The 17530-nt window shown below is 40.2% G+C and carries 15 protein-coding genes; 13 read left to right on the plus strand and 2 right to left on the minus strand.

All coding sequences use genetic code 11. The features are described from left to right. The first annotated feature begins 11 nt into the window (after positions 1-11). The 8 genes from pta (at position 12) to FQT24_RS02170 (ending at position 6673) form a co-directional block, all read left to right on the plus strand. Positions 12-986 (plus strand): phosphate acetyltransferase, encoded by a 975-nt coding sequence (gene pta / locus FQT24_RS02135; RefSeq protein ID WP_042900725.1) that lies wholly within the window; start codon positions 12-14, stop codon positions 984-986. 187 nt (positions 987-1173) lie between these two features. Beyond that, positions 1174-2349, plus strand: a complete 1176-nt coding sequence (gene mutY, locus FQT24_RS02140; protein WP_143952042.1) for an A/G-specific adenine glycosylase — start codon at positions 1174-1176, stop codon at positions 2347-2349. 55 nt (positions 2350-2404) lie between these two features. Next, positions 2405-3112, plus strand: a complete 708-nt coding sequence (yycF, locus tag FQT24_RS02145) for a response regulator YycF (protein ID WP_143952043.1) — start codon at positions 2405-2407, stop codon at positions 3110-3112. Then, complete coding sequence (gene vicK, locus FQT24_RS02150; RefSeq protein WP_143952044.1) at positions 3105-4454, plus strand: cell wall metabolism sensor histidine kinase VicK; 1350 nt, start codon at positions 3105-3107, stop codon at positions 4452-4454. Before yycF ends, vicK begins: the two co-directional genes overlap by 8 nt. A 1-nt stretch (position 4455) precedes the next feature. Then, on the plus strand, positions 4456-5265 hold the full coding sequence (locus FQT24_RS02155) for an MBL fold metallo-hydrolase (protein ID WP_143952045.1): 810 nt from the start codon (positions 4456-4458) through the stop codon (positions 5263-5265). Between the two features lie 90 nt (positions 5266-5355). Beyond that, a complete protein-coding gene (relB, locus tag FQT24_RS02160; RefSeq protein WP_000208079.1) occupies positions 5356-5598 on the plus strand; it encodes a type II toxin-antitoxin system RelB family antitoxin in 243 nt (80 codons plus the stop codon). Between the two features lies 1 nt (position 5599). Next, entirely contained in the window at positions 5600-5854 is a 255-nt protein-coding gene (locus FQT24_RS02165; protein ID WP_004239453.1) for a type II toxin-antitoxin system RelE family toxin, read from the plus strand. A 45-nt stretch (positions 5855-5899) separates the two neighbouring features. Beyond that, positions 5900-6673, plus strand: a complete 774-nt coding sequence (locus FQT24_RS02170) for a potassium channel family protein (protein WP_143952046.1) — start codon at positions 5900-5902, stop codon at positions 6671-6673. A gap of 37 nt (positions 6674-6710) precedes the next feature. On the opposite strand, the gene FQT24_RS02175 is transcribed toward FQT24_RS02170, so the two are convergent. Both FQT24_RS02175 and FQT24_RS02180 read right to left on the minus strand, forming a co-directional pair. Next, positions 6711-7058: a thioredoxin gene (locus FQT24_RS02175; protein WP_000434637.1), complete on the minus strand. Its 348-nt coding sequence runs from the start codon at positions 7056-7058 to the stop codon at positions 6711-6713. A gap of 111 nt (positions 7059-7169) precedes the next feature. Further along, positions 7170-8888: a phospho-sugar mutase gene (locus FQT24_RS02180; protein ID WP_000121686.1), complete on the minus strand. Its 1719-nt coding sequence runs from the start codon at positions 8886-8888 to the stop codon at positions 7170-7172. Between the two features lie 153 nt (positions 8889-9041). On the opposite strand from FQT24_RS02180, the gene abc-f reads away from it, so the two are divergent. The 5 genes from abc-f (at position 9042) to pulA (ending at position 17510) form a co-directional block, all read left to right on the plus strand. Further along, a complete protein-coding gene (abc-f, locus tag FQT24_RS02185; protein WP_143952047.1) occupies positions 9042-10943 on the plus strand; it encodes a ribosomal protection-like ABC-F family protein in 1902 nt (633 codons plus the stop codon). A gap of 2 nt (positions 10944-10945) precedes the next feature. Next, on the plus strand, positions 10946-11809 hold the full coding sequence (locus tag FQT24_RS02190) for an Rgg family transcriptional regulator (protein WP_143953009.1): 864 nt from the start codon (positions 10946-10948) through the stop codon (positions 11807-11809). A 76-nt stretch (positions 11810-11885) separates the two neighbouring features. After that, positions 11886-13064 carry an MFS transporter gene (locus tag FQT24_RS02195; RefSeq protein ID WP_143952048.1) on the plus strand — a complete coding sequence of 393 codons (1179 nt, stop codon included), beginning with the start codon at positions 11886-11888 and terminating at the stop codon, positions 13062-13064. 91 nt (positions 13065-13155) lie between these two features. Then, positions 13156-15114, plus strand: a complete 1959-nt coding sequence (gene ligA, locus FQT24_RS02200) for an NAD-dependent DNA ligase LigA (protein ID WP_143952049.1) — start codon at positions 13156-13158, stop codon at positions 15112-15114. Between the two features lie 116 nt (positions 15115-15230). Continuing rightward, positions 15231-17510 (plus strand): type I pullulanase, encoded by a 2280-nt coding sequence (pulA, locus tag FQT24_RS02205; RefSeq protein WP_143952050.1) that lies wholly within the window; start codon positions 15231-15233, stop codon positions 17508-17510. Positions 17511-17530 lie beyond the last annotated feature (20 nt).

Genomic DNA, 17530 nt, shown 5'->3' on the forward strand with positions numbered 1-17530 from the left:
GGAGAAAACTCATGGAAGTTTTTGAAAGTCTCAAAGCCAACCTTGTTGGTAAAAATGCTCGTATCGTTCTCCCTGAAGGGGAAGAGCCTCGTATTCTTCAAGCGACTAAACGCTTGGTAAAAGAAACAGAAGTAATTCCTGTTTTGCTTGGAAATCCTGAAAAAATTAAAATTTATCTTGAAATCGAAGGTATTGAGAATGGTTATGAAGTCATCGACCCTCAACACTACGATAAATTTGAAGAAATGGTCGCTGCCTTGGTAGAACGTCGCAAGGGCAAAATGTCTGAAGAAGATGCACGCAAGGTTTTGGTTGAAGATGTCAACTATTTTGGTGTGATGTTGGTTTACTTGGGTTTGGTTGATGGAATGGTTTCAGGTGCGATTCACTCAACAGCTTCAACAGTTCGTCCAGCTCTTCAAATCATCAAAACTCGTCCAAATGTAACGCGTACTTCAGGTGCCTTCCTCATGGTTCGTGGTACGGAACGTTACTTATTTGGAGACTGTGCCATTAATATCAATCCAGATGCAGAAGCTTTGGCTGAAATTGCGATCAACTCAGCAATCACAGCTAAGATGTTTGGAATCGAGCCTAAAATTGCTATGCTAAGCTATTCTACTAAAGGTTCAGGTTTTGGTGAAAGTGTTGATAAGGTTGTTGAAGCAACTAAAATTGCTCACGACTTGCGTCCTGACCTTGAAATCGATGGGGAATTGCAATTTGATGCAGCCTTTGTTCCTGAAACTGCAGCTCTGAAAGCTCCGGGAAGTACAGTAGCTGGTCAAGCAAACGTCTTCATCTTCCCAGGTATCGAGGCAGGAAATATCGGCTACAAGATGGCTGAACGTCTTGGTGGTTTTGCAGCTGTAGGACCTGTTTTGCAAGGTTTGAACAAGCCAGTTAACGACCTTTCTCGTGGCTGTAATGCAGATGATGTTTACAAGTTGACCCTTATCACAGCAGCCCAAGCTGTTCATCAATAAGATTTAGTCCTCTTTCCCTTGGGAAGAGGCTTTTTATACTCAATGAAAATCAAAGAGCAAACTAGGAAACTAGCTGCAGGCTGTACTTGAGTACGGCAAGGCGACGTTGACGTGGTTTGAAGAGATTTTCGAAGAGTATTAATACTAGGAAAAGGACAGTTAGAATCTTCTGTGCTATACTAGAGATATGTTAGATTTGAAAGAATACGGTATCGTCATGTGGCCGAAGGAGAAGATCATTTCTTTTCGTGAGAAACTTCTCAACTGGTATGATGAAAACAAAAGAGATTTACCATGGCGTAGGAGTAAGAATCCTTATCATATCTGGGTCTCTGAAATTATGCTCCAGCAGACTAGGGTGGATACAGTTATTCCTTATTATGAACGATTCTTGGACTGGTTTCCAACAGTAGAAAGTTTGGCGAATGCGCCTGAAGAACGTTTGTTGAAAGCTTGGGAAGGTTTGGGTTATTATTCTCGAGTTCGTAATATGCAGGCTGCAGCCCAGCGGATTATGTCTGATTTTGGTGGTCAATTTCCAAATACCTATGAAGGAATTTCTAGCTTGAAAGGAATTGGTCCTTACACAGCAGGAGCCATTTCCAGTATTGCTTTTAACTTGCCTGAGCCAGCTGTAGATGGTAATGTCATGCGGGTCTTGGCGCGTCTATTTGAAGTCAACTACGATATTGGAATTCCAAGTAATCGAAAAATTTTTCAGGCAATGATGGAAATCCTGATTGACCCAGAACGGCCAGGTGACTTTAACCAAGCCTTGATGGACTTGGGCTCAGATATTGAGGCTCCTGTAAATCCCAGACCAGAAGAAAGTCCAGTTAAGGACTTTAGTGCGGCATATCAGCATGGCACAATGAACCGTTATCCAATTAAGGCGCCTAAGAAAAAGCCTGTCCCAATTTATCTTAAAGCCTTGGTGGTCAAAAATACACAGGGACAATTTTTGCTTGAAAAAAATGAAAGTGAAAAGCTATTGGAAGGTTTTTGGCATTTCCCCTTGATAGAAGTTGATAACTTTTCGCAAGAAGAGCAGTTTGACCTCTTCCATCAGGTTGCAGAAGAAAGTGTGAACTTTGGTCCAAGTCCAGAGGAGAGTTTTCAGCAGGACTATGACTTAGATGTTGATTGGCTTGATATTTATTTTGAGACTGTCAAGCTAATCTTTAGCCATCGCAAGTGGCATGTTCAAATTGTAGCAGGTCAGGTGACTGACTTCCATGATTTTTCAGATAGAGAAGTTCGCTGGCTTTCACCAGAAGAGTTTAAGAATGTTCCACTTGCCAAACCCCAACAAAAAATCTGGCAGGCTTATGCACAAGCCAACTTAGGCAGTAGTAAAGACTAGCTATTGTGTCTTCTTTTTATTTTTTTGGTATAATAGTAGAGAAAAAGGTGAAGAAATGAAAAAAATATTAATTGTAGATGATGAAAAACCAATCTCGGATATTATCAAGTTTAATATGACCAAGGAAGGTTACGAGGTTGTAACTGCTTTTAACGGTCGTGAAGCACTAGAGCAATTTGAAGCAGAGCAACCAGATATTATTATTCTGGATTTGATGCTTCCAGAAATCGATGGTTTAGAAGTTGCTAAGACAATTCGCAAGACAAGTAGTGTGCCTATTATCATGCTCTCTGCTAAAGACAGTGAATTTGATAAGGTTATCGGTTTAGAGCTTGGAGCGGATGACTATGTAACCAAACCCTTCTCAAATCGTGAGTTGCAGGCGCGTGTTAAAGCTCTTCTTCGTCGCACGGACTTAGTTTCTGTAGATAATCAAGATTCAGATGAAAAGAAAACCCAACCTTTGCAAATTGGGGACTTGGAGATTGTTCCAGATGCCTACGTGGCTAAAAAATATGGTGAAGAACTAGACTTAACTCACCGTGAATTTGAGCTTTTGTACCACTTTGCTTCTCATATCGGTCAAGTGATTACGCGTGAACACTTGCTTGAAACGGTCTGGGGTTATGATTATTTTGGAGATGTTCGGACTGTTGACGTAACCATCAGACGTTTACGTGAGAAGATTGAAGATACACCAAGTCGTCCAGAGTATATCCTAACACGTCGCGGTGTTGGTTATTATATGAGAAATAATGATTGAATTTATTAGAAAAAATATTCTTACTAGTGATTTTATCTTCATTTTAATTTTATTGGGTTTTATCTTGATTGTTACCTTGCTTTTGCTAGAAAATCGGCGAGATAATATTCGGTTGAAGCAAATCAATCAAAAGGTAAAAGACTTGATTGCAGGAGATTATTCTCAGGTATTGGATATGCAGGGAAGTTCTGAAATCACTAATATTACCAATAATCTCAATGATTTATCAGAAGTAATCCGCTTGACTCAAGAAAATCTGGAACAAGAGAGTAAACGATTACACAGTATCCTCTCTTACATGACAGATGGTGTCCTTGCGACCAATCGTCGTGGCAAGATTACTATGATTAATGACATAGCTAAGAAACAGCTAGGTGTTCAGAAGGAAGAAGTTCTCAATAAAAGTATTCTAGAATTGCTTAGGATTGAAGATGAGTATGAACTTCGTGATTTGATTACCCAAATTCCTGAACTCATGATTGATTCCCAGGATGCCAATGGTGAGTATCTGAGCCTTCGTGTACGCTTCGCCTTGATTCGTCGAGAGTCTGGCTTTATCTCAGGTTTAGTTGCTGTTTTACACGATACTACGGAGCAGGAGAAGGAAGAACGCGAACGAAGACTCTTTGTTTCTAACGTTAGTCATGAGCTGCGAACTCCTCTGACCAGCGTAAAATCCTATCTTGAAGCCTTGGATGAAGGTGCCTTGTCAGAACCTGTGGCACCAGACTTTATCAAGGTATCTCTAGACGAAACCAACCGTATGATGCGGATGGTGACAGATCTTCTCCATCTTTCACGTATTGATAATGCAACCAGTCATCTAGATGTCGAACTGATTAACTTTACTGCCTTTATTACCTTTATCCTTAACCGTTTTGATAAGATGAGGGGATCAGATGAAGAGAAGAAATACGAATTGGTTAGAGATTATCCGATTACCTCTGTCTGGATTGAAATTGATACAGACAAGATGACGCAGGTGATTGATAATATTCTCAATAATGCCATTAAATATTCTCCAGATGGTGGAAAAATCACAGTGACCATGAAGACGACTGATGATCAGATGATTTTGTCTATCTCAGACCAAGGATTGGGTATTCCTAAGCAGGATTTGCCACGTATTTTTGACCGTTTCTACCGTGTGGATCGTGCTAGAAGTCGTGCTCAAGGTGGTACCGGTCTAGGACTGTCTATTGCCAAAGAAATTATCAAACAACATAAGGGCTTTATTTGGGCCAAGAGTATATATGGTAAGGGATCAACCTTCACCATTGTGCTCCCTTATGATAAGGATGCAGTGAAGGAAGAAGTATGGGAGGACGAAGTAGAAGACTAGAATGAGTGAAACAGGCTTTAAATACAGTATTTTAGCATCGGGTTCCAGTGGAAATTCCTTTTATCTGGAAACCCCAAAAAAGAAACTTTTAGTGGATGCAGGCTTGTCTGGGAAAAAAATTACCAGCCTACTTGCTGAAATTAATCGCAAGCCAGAAGATTTGGATGCCATCCTGATTACGCATGAGCATTCTGACCATATTCATGGAGTGGGTGTTTTGGCACGCAAGTATGGTATGGATCTTTACGCCAATGAAAAGACCTGGCAGGCTATGGAAAATAGCAAGTATCTTGGCAAGGTGGATGCCTCGCAAAAGCATATTTTTGAAATGGGCAAAACTAAAACATTTGGAGATATTGATATTGAGAGTTTTGGTGTTAGCCATGATGCAGTCGCACCGCAGTTCTATCGATTTATGAAGGATGATAAGAGTTTTGTCATACTGACTGATACAGGTTATGTTAGTGATAGAATGGCAGGAATTGTCGAAAATGCAGATGGCTATCTTATCGAGTCCAATCATGATGTAGAGATTTTGCGAGCAGGTTCCTATGCTTGGCGACTCAAACAACGAATCCTATCGGATCTGGGTCACCTTTCTAACGAGGATGGTGCTGAAGCTATGATTCGTACCTTGGGAAACCGCACTAAGAGGATCTACCTTGGGCATTTATCTAAGGAAAACAATATCAAGGAACTGGCTCACATGACCATGGTTAATCAGCTAGCACAAGCTGATTTAGGTGTAGGAGTAGACTTTAAGGTTTACGATACCTCACCGGATACCGCAACACCATTGACAGACATATAGAAAGAACGCTGAGAAGGTGTTCTTTTTATATTGACTGAACACCTAAAAAGTAATACAATGGTGTTACTATTAAAAAAGGGAGTGCAAAAGATGACTACTATTACATTAAAAGTTTCTGAAGCTGATAAAACATTTATGAAAGCAATGGCTAAGTTTGAAGGAGTTTCCCTGTCGGAACTTATCCGCACCAAAACTCTTGAAGCTCTAGAAGATGAATACGATGCTCGTGTGGCAGATTTAGCCTATCAAGAGTATTTAGAAGACTTGGAAAAAGGAGTTGAACCCATTACTTGGGAAGAAATGATGCATGATTTAGGCTTGGAGGATGAATAATTTGTATAAATTAGTTCCAACAAGACGTTTCATCAAGCAATTGAAAAAATTGGATCGTTATACGCAGAAGATAATTACAAACTATTTACAAACCAATGTTTTGGAAGACCCAAGACGACACGGAAAGGCTTTGGTTGGTAATCGCGTTGGTCAGTGGCGCTATAGAATTGGTAATTATCGAGTTATCGTACAAATTGTAGATGATGAATTAGTCATTGCTACTTTAGAAGTTGGTCATCGGAGAGATATTTATTGAATTAAAGTTGAGTAATAACAGTATAGAAAGTGAGGAGTGTAAAATTTGAAGAAAAAATGGTTTTTTGCAGATTATTATGATACAACAATTATTTTACTTGCTTTAATCTCTGTTATTCTGGTATTACTTGGATTTGCTGAGATGATTGATTTAGACAGTCCTCCATACAGTATTATTGACTTGCTACTTTGGTTTGTGTTTGTGGTAGATTATGGTTGGCGGTTCTTTTCAAGTAAAGCAAAATGGAGGTTTATACTTGAAAATATCTTTGACTTGTTAGCTATCCTTCCTTTAAATGCTATTTTTACAGTATTGCGATTAGGGCGTATCTTCCGCTTAGCAAGGCTGACAAAATTACTGAAACTGACTCGTTTACTTAGAATAATTGGACTTACAGGTAAATTAGAAACAAAAATTAGTAGATTCTTACGGACAAATGGCCTGATTTATATCTTGTATGTTAATATTTTTATTGTTCTAGTAGGAAGTTCAATTTTATCTGTAGTTGAAGAAAAATCTTTCTCAGATAGTCTTTGGTGGGCTCTTGTGACAGTAACCACTGTTGGTTATGGTGATATTGTTCCAGTTTCCCTTTTTGGGAAATGGCTAGCTGTTTTATTAATGTTGGTAGGGATTAGTACAATAGGAATGTTAACAAGTGCCTTGACGAACTTTTTTGTAAAAGATAATCCAGATGAACAGATAAAACTTGATAAACTCCAAGACGAATTATCGAGCCAAAGAATATTAATAGAGAAGCAATCTGAGAAAATCGAAGAACTGCATCGGATGATACAAGATTTGCTTGAAAAAACGTAATTTTGACCATTTAAAAACCACTCGATGAGTGGCTTTTTTACAATCCTGCAAATTCTTTGATTTCTTGTGCTGACATTGAAGAGTCGCAACGGACATTGATTTGTCCATCCGCAATGTGAACGAAGCCTGGTACAGTTGGGATTCCGTAGCGTGAGCGGAATTCTTGCAACTCATTGAGTTGGCTTGGTTCTTCACTGTTGATGAAGTAGATGTGGGCTTTAGTTTCAGCTACGACACCTGCCAAGGTACCAGCAAATTTACGGCAGTAAGGGCAAGTTTTGCGACCGATAAAGAAGGTTGCAGTTTCTTTTTTATCAAGAGCTTCTTGCGCACGCGCAACTGTAGTGACTTCAAGGTCTTTGATATTATCTAAAAATTGTTCCATGAGATTACCTCGCTTTCATTTATAAGTCTAGTATGCCATAAAGTTTCTAAAATTGCTTAGATTTGATACGAAAAAAAGATGAGATTGCTTGGTCTCATCTTTTATAGGATTTTATTTTACAAAAGCATTGATTTCTGCTTCGATGTTAGCAATTTTAGCTTGTGATTCTTCGTTGGTTTCACCTACAACTGCAATGTAGAACTTGATTTTTGGTTCTGTACCTGAAGGGCGAACAGCAATCCATGAACCGTCAGCAAGTGTGTATTTCAACACATCACTTGGAGGAGTTGTTAAGTTTGTAACAGTTCCGTCAGCAGCAGTAGCTGTTTGAGCCTTGAAGTCTTCTACGACAGTGATAGCTGTTGCATTCCATTCTTTTGGAGCATTGTTGCGGAATTTAGCCATAATCGCTTTGATTTGTTCAGCACCATCGACACCTGAAAGGGTAACAGAGATAGTTTTTTCTGCGTAGTAACCGTACTCTTTGTAGATTTCTTCGATACCGTCAGCAAGAGTCAAACCACGTGAACGGTAGTAGGCAGCAAGTTCAGCAACGACAAGAACAGCTTGGATAGCGTCTTTATCACGTACGAATGGTTTAATCAAGTAACCGAAGCTTTCTTCAAATCCCATCATGTAAGTGTGATTGTGTTTTTCTTCGAATTCTTGGATTTTCTCAGCGATAAATTTGAAACCTGTCAAAACGTTGAACATGGTTGCGCCGTAGCTTTCAGCAATCTTCGTTACCAAATCAGTTGATACGATAGATTTGCAGAGAGCCGCATTTTCAGGAAGAGTTCCTGCGTTTTTGTGGGCTTCCAAGATGTATTTAGCCATGATAGCACCGATTTGGTTACCTGAAAGGTTGAGGTAGCTACCATCTTTTTGAAGAACTTCAACACCAACACGGTCTGCGTCTGGGTCAGTTGCCACAAGAACATCTGCACCAACTTGACGACCAAGTTCTTCAGCAAGAGCAAAGGCTGCTTGGCTTTCTGGGTTCGGAGATTTTACAGTTGAGAAGTCTGGGTCAGCAGTTGCTTGCGCTTCAACAACTTGAACAGAGTCAAATCCTGCTTGGGCAAGAGCACGACGAGCCAACATTTCACCAGTACCATGAAGTGGTGTGTAGACAATCTTCATATCTTTACCAAATTCTTCAATCAAGGCTGGGTTGATGTTAACGTCCTTAACTTCTTTGAGGTATTCTACATCGACAGCTTCACCGATGACTTCAATCAAGCCAGAAGCTTTTTCAGCTTCTACATCAGCAACTTCTACCGCAAATGGATTTTCGATTGCACGGATATAAGTAGTCAAAGCGTCTGCATCGTGTGGAGGCATTTGTCCACCGTCTTCACCGTAAACCTTGTAACCGTTAAATGGAGCAGGGTTGTGGCTTGCTGTGACCATGATACCTGCGAAACAGTTGAGATGACGAACTGCAAATGATAGTTCTGGAGTTGGACGAAGGCTTTCAAATACGTAAGATTTGATGCCGTGTTTAGCAAGAACTGCCGCAGATTCAAAGGCAAACTCAGGCGAGAAGTGACGGCTATCGTAGGCAATCGCCACACCGCGTTCTTTTTCGTTTCCACCTTTTGACTCAATCAAACGAGCCAATCCTTCAGTAGCTTGGCGAACAACGTAGATATTGATGCGGTTTGTACCAGCACCAATCAAGCCACGCATACCTGCAGTACCAAATTCAAGATTTGTATAGAAGGCATCTTCCTTAGTTTTTTCGTCCATATTTTCCAAATCTTGGCGAAGGTAGTCAGGAAGCTCCGCAAAATCAACCCATTTCTGGTAATTTTCTTGGTAAGACATTGAAATTCTCCTTTTTGTAAATTGTTTTAACCGTTCACATTATAGCACTTTTTAGCGTTTTAGTAAAACGGTAGCATAATTTTCAGAAAAGTAGTGACTTATGCCTGTTTATCGAGTCTTGAATGCCTTAGAGAAACATGCTATACTACTTGTATGATTATTTTACAAGCTAATAAAATTGAACGTTCTTTTGCAGGAGAAGTTCTTTTTGATAATATCAACCTGCAGGTTGATGAACGAGACAGGATTGCTCTTGTTGGGAAAAACGGGGCAGGTAAGTCTACTCTTTTGAAGATTTTGGTTGGAGAAGAGGAGCCAACTAGTGGAGAAATCAATAAGAAAAAAGATATTTCTCTGTCTTACCTAGCTCAAGATAGCCGTTTTGAGTCTGAAAATACCATCTACGATGAGATGCTTCATGTCTTTGATGACTTACGTCGGACTGAGAAACAACTTCGTCAGATGGAGTTGGAGATGGGTGAAAAGTCTGGTGAGGATTTGAATAAACTGATGTCAGATTACGATCGCTTATCTGAGAATTTTCGTCAAGCAGGTGGCTTTACCTATGAAGCTGATATTCGAGCGATTTTAAATGGATTCAAGTTTGACGAATCTATGTGGCAGATGAAAATTGCCGAGCTTTCTGGTGGTCAAAACACTCGTCTAGCACTAGCTAAAATGCTCCTTGAAAAGCCAAATCTCTTGGTTTTGGACGAGCCAACCAACCACTTGGATATTGAAACCATAGCCTGGCTAGAGAATTACTTGGTAAACTATAGCGGTGCCCTCATCATTGTTAGCCATGACCGTTATTTCTTGGACAAGGTTGCGACAATTACGCTGGATTTGACCAAGCATTCCTTGGATCGTTATGTTGGCAATTACTCTCGTTTTGTCGAGTTGAAAGAACAAAAACTAGCTACTGAGGCAAAAAACTATGAAAAGCAACAGAAGGAAATTGCCGCTCTGGAAGACTTTGTCAACCGCAATCTAGTCCGAGCTTCAACGACTAAACGTGCCCAATCTCGACGTAAACAACTGGAAAAAATGGACCGCTTAGACAAGCCTGAAGCTGGCAAGAAATCAGCCAACATGACCTTCCAGTCTGAAAAAACGTCTGGTAATGTTGTATTGACTGTTGAAAATGCGGCTGTTGGCTATGATGGGGAAGTATTGTCAGAGCCTATTAACCTAGACCTTCGTAAGATGAACGCTATTGCCATTGTTGGTCCTAACGGTATTGGTAAATCAACCTTTATTAAGTCCATTGTGGATCAGATTCCGCTTATCAAGGGAGAAAAGCGCTTTGGCGCCAATGTTGAGGTTGGTTACTATGACCAAACCCAAAGCAAGCTGACACCAAGTAATACGGTACTGGATGAACTCTGGAATGATTTCAAATTGACACCGGAAGTTGAAATCCGTAACCGTTTAGGGGCCTTTCTTTTTTCTGGAGATGATGTTAAAAAATCAGTTGGCATGTTGTCAGGTGGAGAGAAAGCTCGTTTGCTTTTGGCTAAATTGTCTATGGAGAACAACAACTTCTTGATTCTGGACGAGCCAACCAATCACTTGGATATTGATAGCAAGGAAGTGTTGGAAAATGCCTTGATTGACTTCGATGGAACTCTTCTATTCGTCAGCCACGACCGTTACTTTATCAATCGTGTGGCTACCCATGTTCTAGAATTGTCTGAGAATGGCTCGACTCTTTACTTGGGAGATTATGACTACTATGTTGAGAAGAAAGCAGAAGTAGAAATGATTCAAAGTGAGGAAGCTTCAACTAATAATCAAGTAAAAGAATCAAGTCCAGTTAATGACTACCAAGCCCAGAAAGAAAGTCAAAAAGAAGTTCGCAAACTCATGCGACAAATTGAAAATCTAGAAGCTGAAATTGAAGAGTTAGAAAGTCAAAGCCAAGTCATTTCTGAACAAATGTTGGAAACAAATGATGCCGGCAAACTCATGGAATTGCAGGCTGAGCTGGACAAAATCAGCCACCGTCAGGAAGAAGCGATGATTGAATGGGAAGAATTATCAGAGCAGGTGTAAAGATGGAAAATCTAGGAAAAGTATTTCGTGAATTTCGGACAAGTGGAAATTATTCTTTAAAGGAGGCGGCAGGCGAGTCCTGTTCAACTTCTCAGTTATCTCGCTTTGAGCTTGGGGAGTCTGACCTAGCAGTCTCACGTTTCTTTGAGCTTTTGGATAACATTCATGTAACAATCGAAAATTTTATGGATAAGGCAAGGAATTTTCACAATCATGAACATGTTGCCATGATGGGACAAATTGTACCCCTTTATTATTCAAATGATATTGCAGGTTTTCAAAAGCTGCAAAGTGAACAACTTGAAAAGGCTAAGAGTTCGACAAATCCTCTCTATTTTGAGCTGAACTGGATTTTGCTACAGGGTCTGATTTGTCAAAGAGATTCGAGTTATGATATGAAGCAGGATGATTTGGATAAGGTAGCAGATTATCTCTTCAAAACAGAAGAATGGACCATGTATGAGTTGATTCTTTTCGGGAACCTCTATAGTTTCTACGATGTGGACTATGTCACACGGATTGGTAGAGAAGTTATGGAGAGGGAAGAATTTTACCAAGAGATTGGGCGTCATAAGAGATTAGTGTTGATTTTGGCTCTCAATTGTTACCAGCATTGTTTAGAGCATATTTCTTTTGACAATGCAAGCTATTTTGAGACTTATACAGAGAAGATTATTGGCAAAAACATTAGTCTGTATGAACGAAATATTTTACATTACCTCAAAGGCTTTTCCTTGTACCAAAAAGGACAGTGTAAAGAAGGCTGTAAGCAGATGAAAGAGGCCATGCGTATTTTTGACCTACTAGGTCTTCCAGAGCAAGTAGCCTACTATCAGGGACACTACGAGAAATTTGTCAAAGATTAATTTTCCTGAATATGGGAAAAATGAGAAACTCCTCCAAATTTTGATACAATAGTTTCAAAATTTGAGAGGAGTTTTTATGAATCGATACGCAGTACAGTTGATTAGTCGAGGAGCTATAAACAAGATAGGAAATATGCTCTATGATTATGGAAACAGTGTTTGGTTGGCATCAATGGGAACGATAGGACAGACAGTTCTAGGGATTTATCAGATTTCTGAACTCGTCACATCCATTCTAGTCAATCCCTTTGGTGGAGTTATATCAGACCGATTTTCTCGTCGTAAGATTTTAATGGTGACAGACCTTGTTTGTGGGATTCTTTGTCTGGCTATTTCTTTTATAAGGAATGACAGCTGGATGATTGGAGCTTTGATTTTTGCCAATATTGTTCAGGCTATTGCTTTTGCCTTTTCTCGTACAGCTAATAAAGCCATTATAACTGAGGTTGTTGAGAAAGATGAGATTGTGATCTATAACTCTCGCTTAGAGCTGGTTTTGCAGGTTGTAGGTGTTAGCTCTCCTGTTCTTTCCTTCCTTGTTTTACAATTTGCAAGTCTCCACATGACGCTACTGCTAGACTCGCTGACTTTTTTCATTGCTTTTATTCTAGTGGCTTTCCTTCCAAAAGAGGAAGCAAAAGTTCAAGAGAAAAAGGCTTTTACTGGGAGAGATATTTTTGTAGATATCAAGGATGGGTTACACTATATCTGGCATCAGCAAGAAATTTTCTTCCTTTTGCTAGTAGCTTCCAGCGTTAATTTCTTTTTTGCCGCTTTTGAATTTCTCCTCCCCTTTTCGAATCAGCTTTACGGGTCAGAAGGAGCGTATGCAAGTATTTTAACTATGGGGGCTATTGGTTCCATCATTGGGGCTCTTCTAGCTAGTAAAATTAAAGCTAATGTTTATAATCTTTTGATTTTACTAGCTTTGACAGATGTCGGAGTTTTTATAATGGGATTACCACTTCCAAATTTGCTTTCCTTTTCTGGAAATTTAGTTTGTGAATTGTTTATGACGATTTTTAATATTCACTTTTTTACTCGAGTACAAACCAAGGTTGAGAGCGAATTTCTTGGGAGAGTACTAAGTACAATTTTTACCTTAGCTATTCTATTTATGCCTATTGCAAAAGGATTTATGACAGTCCTGCCAAGTGTACATCTCTCTTCTTTCCTGATAATTGGAAGTGGTGTTATCATCTTGTCTTGTATATCGTTTATTTATGTTCGAACTCATTTTGAAAAAGAGACATAAGTTTACTTGGACTTCAAAATAATTCCAATCTAAGTGTTTTTTCCGCCCTTCTCGTTTGTGAGAAGGGTTTAATTTATGGTAAAATGGTTTTATGAATAAAAGAATGAATGAGTTAGTCGCCTTGCTCAATCGCTATGCGACTGAGTACTATACCAGCGACAATCCGTCGGTTTCAGACAGTGAGTATGACCGTCTTTACCGTGAGTTGGTCGAATTAGAAGCTGCCTACCCAGATCAAGTGTTAGCAGACAGTCCGACCCATCGTGTTGGTGGCAAGGTTTTAGATGGTTTTGAAAAATACAGTCATCAGTATCCTCTTTATAGTTTGCAGGATGCTTTTTCACGTGAGGAGCTTGAAGCTTTTGATGCGCGTGTTCGTAAGGAAGTGGCCCATCCAACCTATATTTGTGAGCTGAAAATCGATGGCTTGTCTATCTCGCTGACTTATGAAAAGGGGATTTTGCTTGCTGGTGCAACACGTGGAGACGGTTCTGTTGGGGAGAATATCACGGAAAACCTCAAGCGTGTTAAGGACATTCCTTTGACCTTACCAGAAGAACTTGATATTACAGTTCGTGGGGAATGTTATATGCCACGCTCTTCTTTTGACCAGGTCAACCAAGCACGACAAGAAAATGGAGAGCCTGAATTTGCCAATCCTCGGAATGCGGCAGCAGGCACCCTGCGACAGTTGGATACAGCAGTAGTTGCCAAGCGCAATCTTGCTACCTTCCTCTATCAAGAAGCCAGCCCTTCAACTCGTGATAGCCAAGAAAAGGTTTTGAAGCACCTTGAACAACTTGGTTTTGTGGTCAATCCTAAGCGAATCTTGGCTGAAAATATAGGTGAAATCTGGGATTTTATCCAAGAAGTAGGACAGGAACGAGACAGTCTTCCCTATGATATCGATGGTGTGGTGATCAAGGTTAATGACTTAGCAAGCCAAGAAGAACTTGGTTTTACCGTCAAGGCTCCAAAGTGGGCAGTGGCTTACAAGTTTCCTGCTGAAGAAAAAGAAGCTCAACTCTTGTCAGTTGATTGGACAGTTGGTCGTACCGGTGTTGTGACTCCAACTGCTAATCTGACCCCTGTTCAGCTAGCTGGAACAACTGTTAGCCGTGCAACCCTACACAATGTGGATTATATTGCTGAAAAAGATATTCGTAAAGACGATACGGTCATTGTATATAAGGCTGGTGACATCATCCCTGCCGTTTTACGTGTGGTAGAGTCCAAACGGGTTTCTGAAGAAAAACTAGATATCCCTACAAACTGTCCAAGTTGTAACTCCGGCTTGTTGCACTTTGAAGATGAAGTGGCCCTGCGTTGTATCAATCCGCGTTGCCCTGCCCAAATCATGGAAGGCTTGATTCACTTTGCTTCTCGTGATGCTATGAATATTACAGGCTTTGGTCCATCTATTGTTGAGAAGCTCTTTGCTGCTAATTTAGTCAAGGATGTGTCAGATATTTATCGTTTGAAAGAAGAAGATTTCCTCCTTTTAGAGGGGGTTAAGGAAAAGTCCGCTGGTAAACTTTATCAGGCCATCCAAGATTCAAAGGAAAATTCTGCTGAAAAGTTCTTGTTTGGACTAGGGATTCGCCATGTCGGAAGCAAGGCCAGTCAGCTGTTACTTCAACATTTTCACTCGATTGAAAATCTGGCCCAGGCAGATCCAGAGGAAGTGGCTAGTATTGAGAGTCTGGGTGGTGTGATTGCCAAGAGTCTTCAGACTTACTTTGCTACAGATGGATTTGAAATTCTCCTCAGAGAATTGAGAGAAGCTGGGGTCAATTTGACCTATAAAGGTCAGACTGTAGCAGCAGACGCAGCCTTGTCAGGTTTGACCGTTGTATTGACTGGAAAATTGGAACGGCTCAAGCGCTCAGAAGCTAAAAGCAAACTAGAAAATCTGGGTGCCAAGGTAACAGGCAGTGTTTCTAAAAAGACCGACCTCGTCGTTGCAGGAGCAGATGCTGGAAGCAAACTGCAAAAAGCACAAGAACTTGGTATCGAAGTTCGAGATGAAGCTTGGCTAGAAAGTTTGTAATGATCGTTTAAAAACAGAGTTTAGATAATATGACTATGTTTATTAATTGAGACGAGATTGACAAAAAATTATTAGTGAAATAGAAAGAAAATAGAAGTAAAAAGGAAAAATAAACAATGTATAACTACCCTATGCGCATTCATTACCATCGCAAGAATGGAGAATATGACACTTGCTCTTTTGTAAAAAGTCAGGACCAGCGAATTGATTTGCTGACCTACAAAGAAGATTATTTTGGTGCCTTATTTAGTTTTGAACACCCAAGTGCTTATGCCCTAGAAAGCTTGAATTTTGTGGTTCATACAGGTCAAACCAGTAAGGAATATGCTATCCGTTTTAATCACTATCCTCTTTTAACAGAGGTCTGGATTTTGGAAGGGGATGATAGGATTTATTATTCTGAAAATCCTGCTATTGCAAGTCCTTTCTATAAAAATCAAAATCCTTTTGCCTTTGATAAGGCTATTAACAGTGCCAGTTTTGACCATCATTGGGGTTACCAAGGGGAATTGGGGTGCCATGTAGAGGATAATCAAGCTCATTTTGCTCTCTGGGCTCCAACAGCGACAGAAGTGCAGGTTGTCGTTTATGAATCAGCCGCTAATGATGCTCCTGTTTGGAAGACATTTGAGATGGAGAGAGGCAATAGCTATTCCTATAATCATAAGGACAATACAATCGGTGTCTGGAGTTTGGATGTTGAGGAAGATTTGACTGGAAAAACTTATCAGTATCAGGTCCAATTCCCTCACCACCAAACACTGACACGCGATCCTTATACCATCGCGACCAGTCCTGATGGCAAACGTTCAGCTATTCTGAGTCATGAAGAGAAGCAAGTTGCAAACTTCGAGGTTAAGCATGGTTCTGATGCTACTTGGCGCTTGGCAAATCCATGTAAGGCAGTTATTTGTGAAATGCACATTCGTGATTTGACCAAATCACCGACCTCGGGTGTAGATGAACATCTTAGAGGAACTTTCTTGGGTGCTGCTCAGACTGGAACGGTTAACCAGTACGGTCAGTCAACTGCTTTTGATTACATCAAGAAGATAGGCTACAATTATGTTCAATTGCAACCAATTGCAGACCGTCATAAAGAATATGATGAGGACGGGAAAGTAACCTATAACTGGGGGTATGATCCACAAAACTATAACGCACCAGAGACGAGCCTTTCTACTAATCCAAATGATCCAGCTCAGGTTATTCGCGATTTGAAGACCATGGTTCAAGCTTACCACGATGCGGGAATTGGTGTTATTATGGATGTGGTCTATAACCATACCTTCTCAGTTGTTGATGCACCTTTCCAAACAACAGTCCCTGATTACTATTATCGTATGAATCCAGACGGTACCTTCCAGAATGGAACGGGTGTTGGAAATGAAACTGCCAGCGAACATGAAATGTTCCGCAAGTATATGATTGATTCTCTTCTATACTGGGTGCAGGAATACAATATTGACGGCTTCCGTTTTGACTTAATGGGGATTCATGATGTCAAGACCATGCAGATGATTCGTCAGAGCTTGGATGAAATCGACCCTAACATTATCCTTTATGGAGAAGGATGGGATATGGGAACAGGTCTTGCGCCTTATGATAAGGCCAAGAAAGACAATGCCTACCAGATGCCAAATATTGGTTTCTTTAATGACAATCAGCGTGATGCTGTAAAAGGTGGAGAAGTTTATGGTGCTATCAAGTCAGGTTTTGTTAGTGGTGCTGCGACAGAGCCAATTCTAGCCAAAGCAATCCTAGGAAGTCGTGAATTAGGAACCTATACACATCCAAATCAAGTGCTTAACTATGTAGAGGCCCATGACAATTACAATCTTCACGATTTGTTGGCAACCCTACATCCAGACCAAAGTTCAGAGCAAATCATGCGCAAGGTTGAGACAGCCACAGCTATGAACCTACTCATGCAAGGGATGGCCTTTATGGAAATCGGTCAAGAATTTGGTCGTACCAAACTGGTTGCGACTGGTGAAAATGGTGAACTGACCCATGATGATAGAGAACGTGCTATGAATAGCTATAATGCTCCAGACAGTGTGAACCAAGTGAACTGGGACTTGATTAATGAGCGTCAAGATAGTATTGCATTTATCCGTCAGATGATTCGATTGAAGACAGAAAGCAGTGCCTTTTCTTACCCAACTTATGATGAAATTTACCATCATGTTTTTGTTCATTCAGCAAATGAACATAGTGGTTTGATTGTCTATGAGATTCAAGGGGAAGACCATTTACTGGTTGTATTTAATGCTAAAGGGCAAGACTTCCAGTTTGAAAATGCTGGAAATCTAGAACTATTAGTGACCAATAGCCATTTAAGTGATAAAGACATGGTTGGTGGCGTCAGTGCCAGCGTCTTTAAAGTTTTGTAGAATAGATTTACAATTTAAAT

The organism is Streptococcus mitis (genome assembly GCF_901542415.1).
GTDB classification, from domain to species: domain Bacteria; phylum Bacillota; class Bacilli; order Lactobacillales; family Streptococcaceae; genus Streptococcus; species Streptococcus mitis_BL.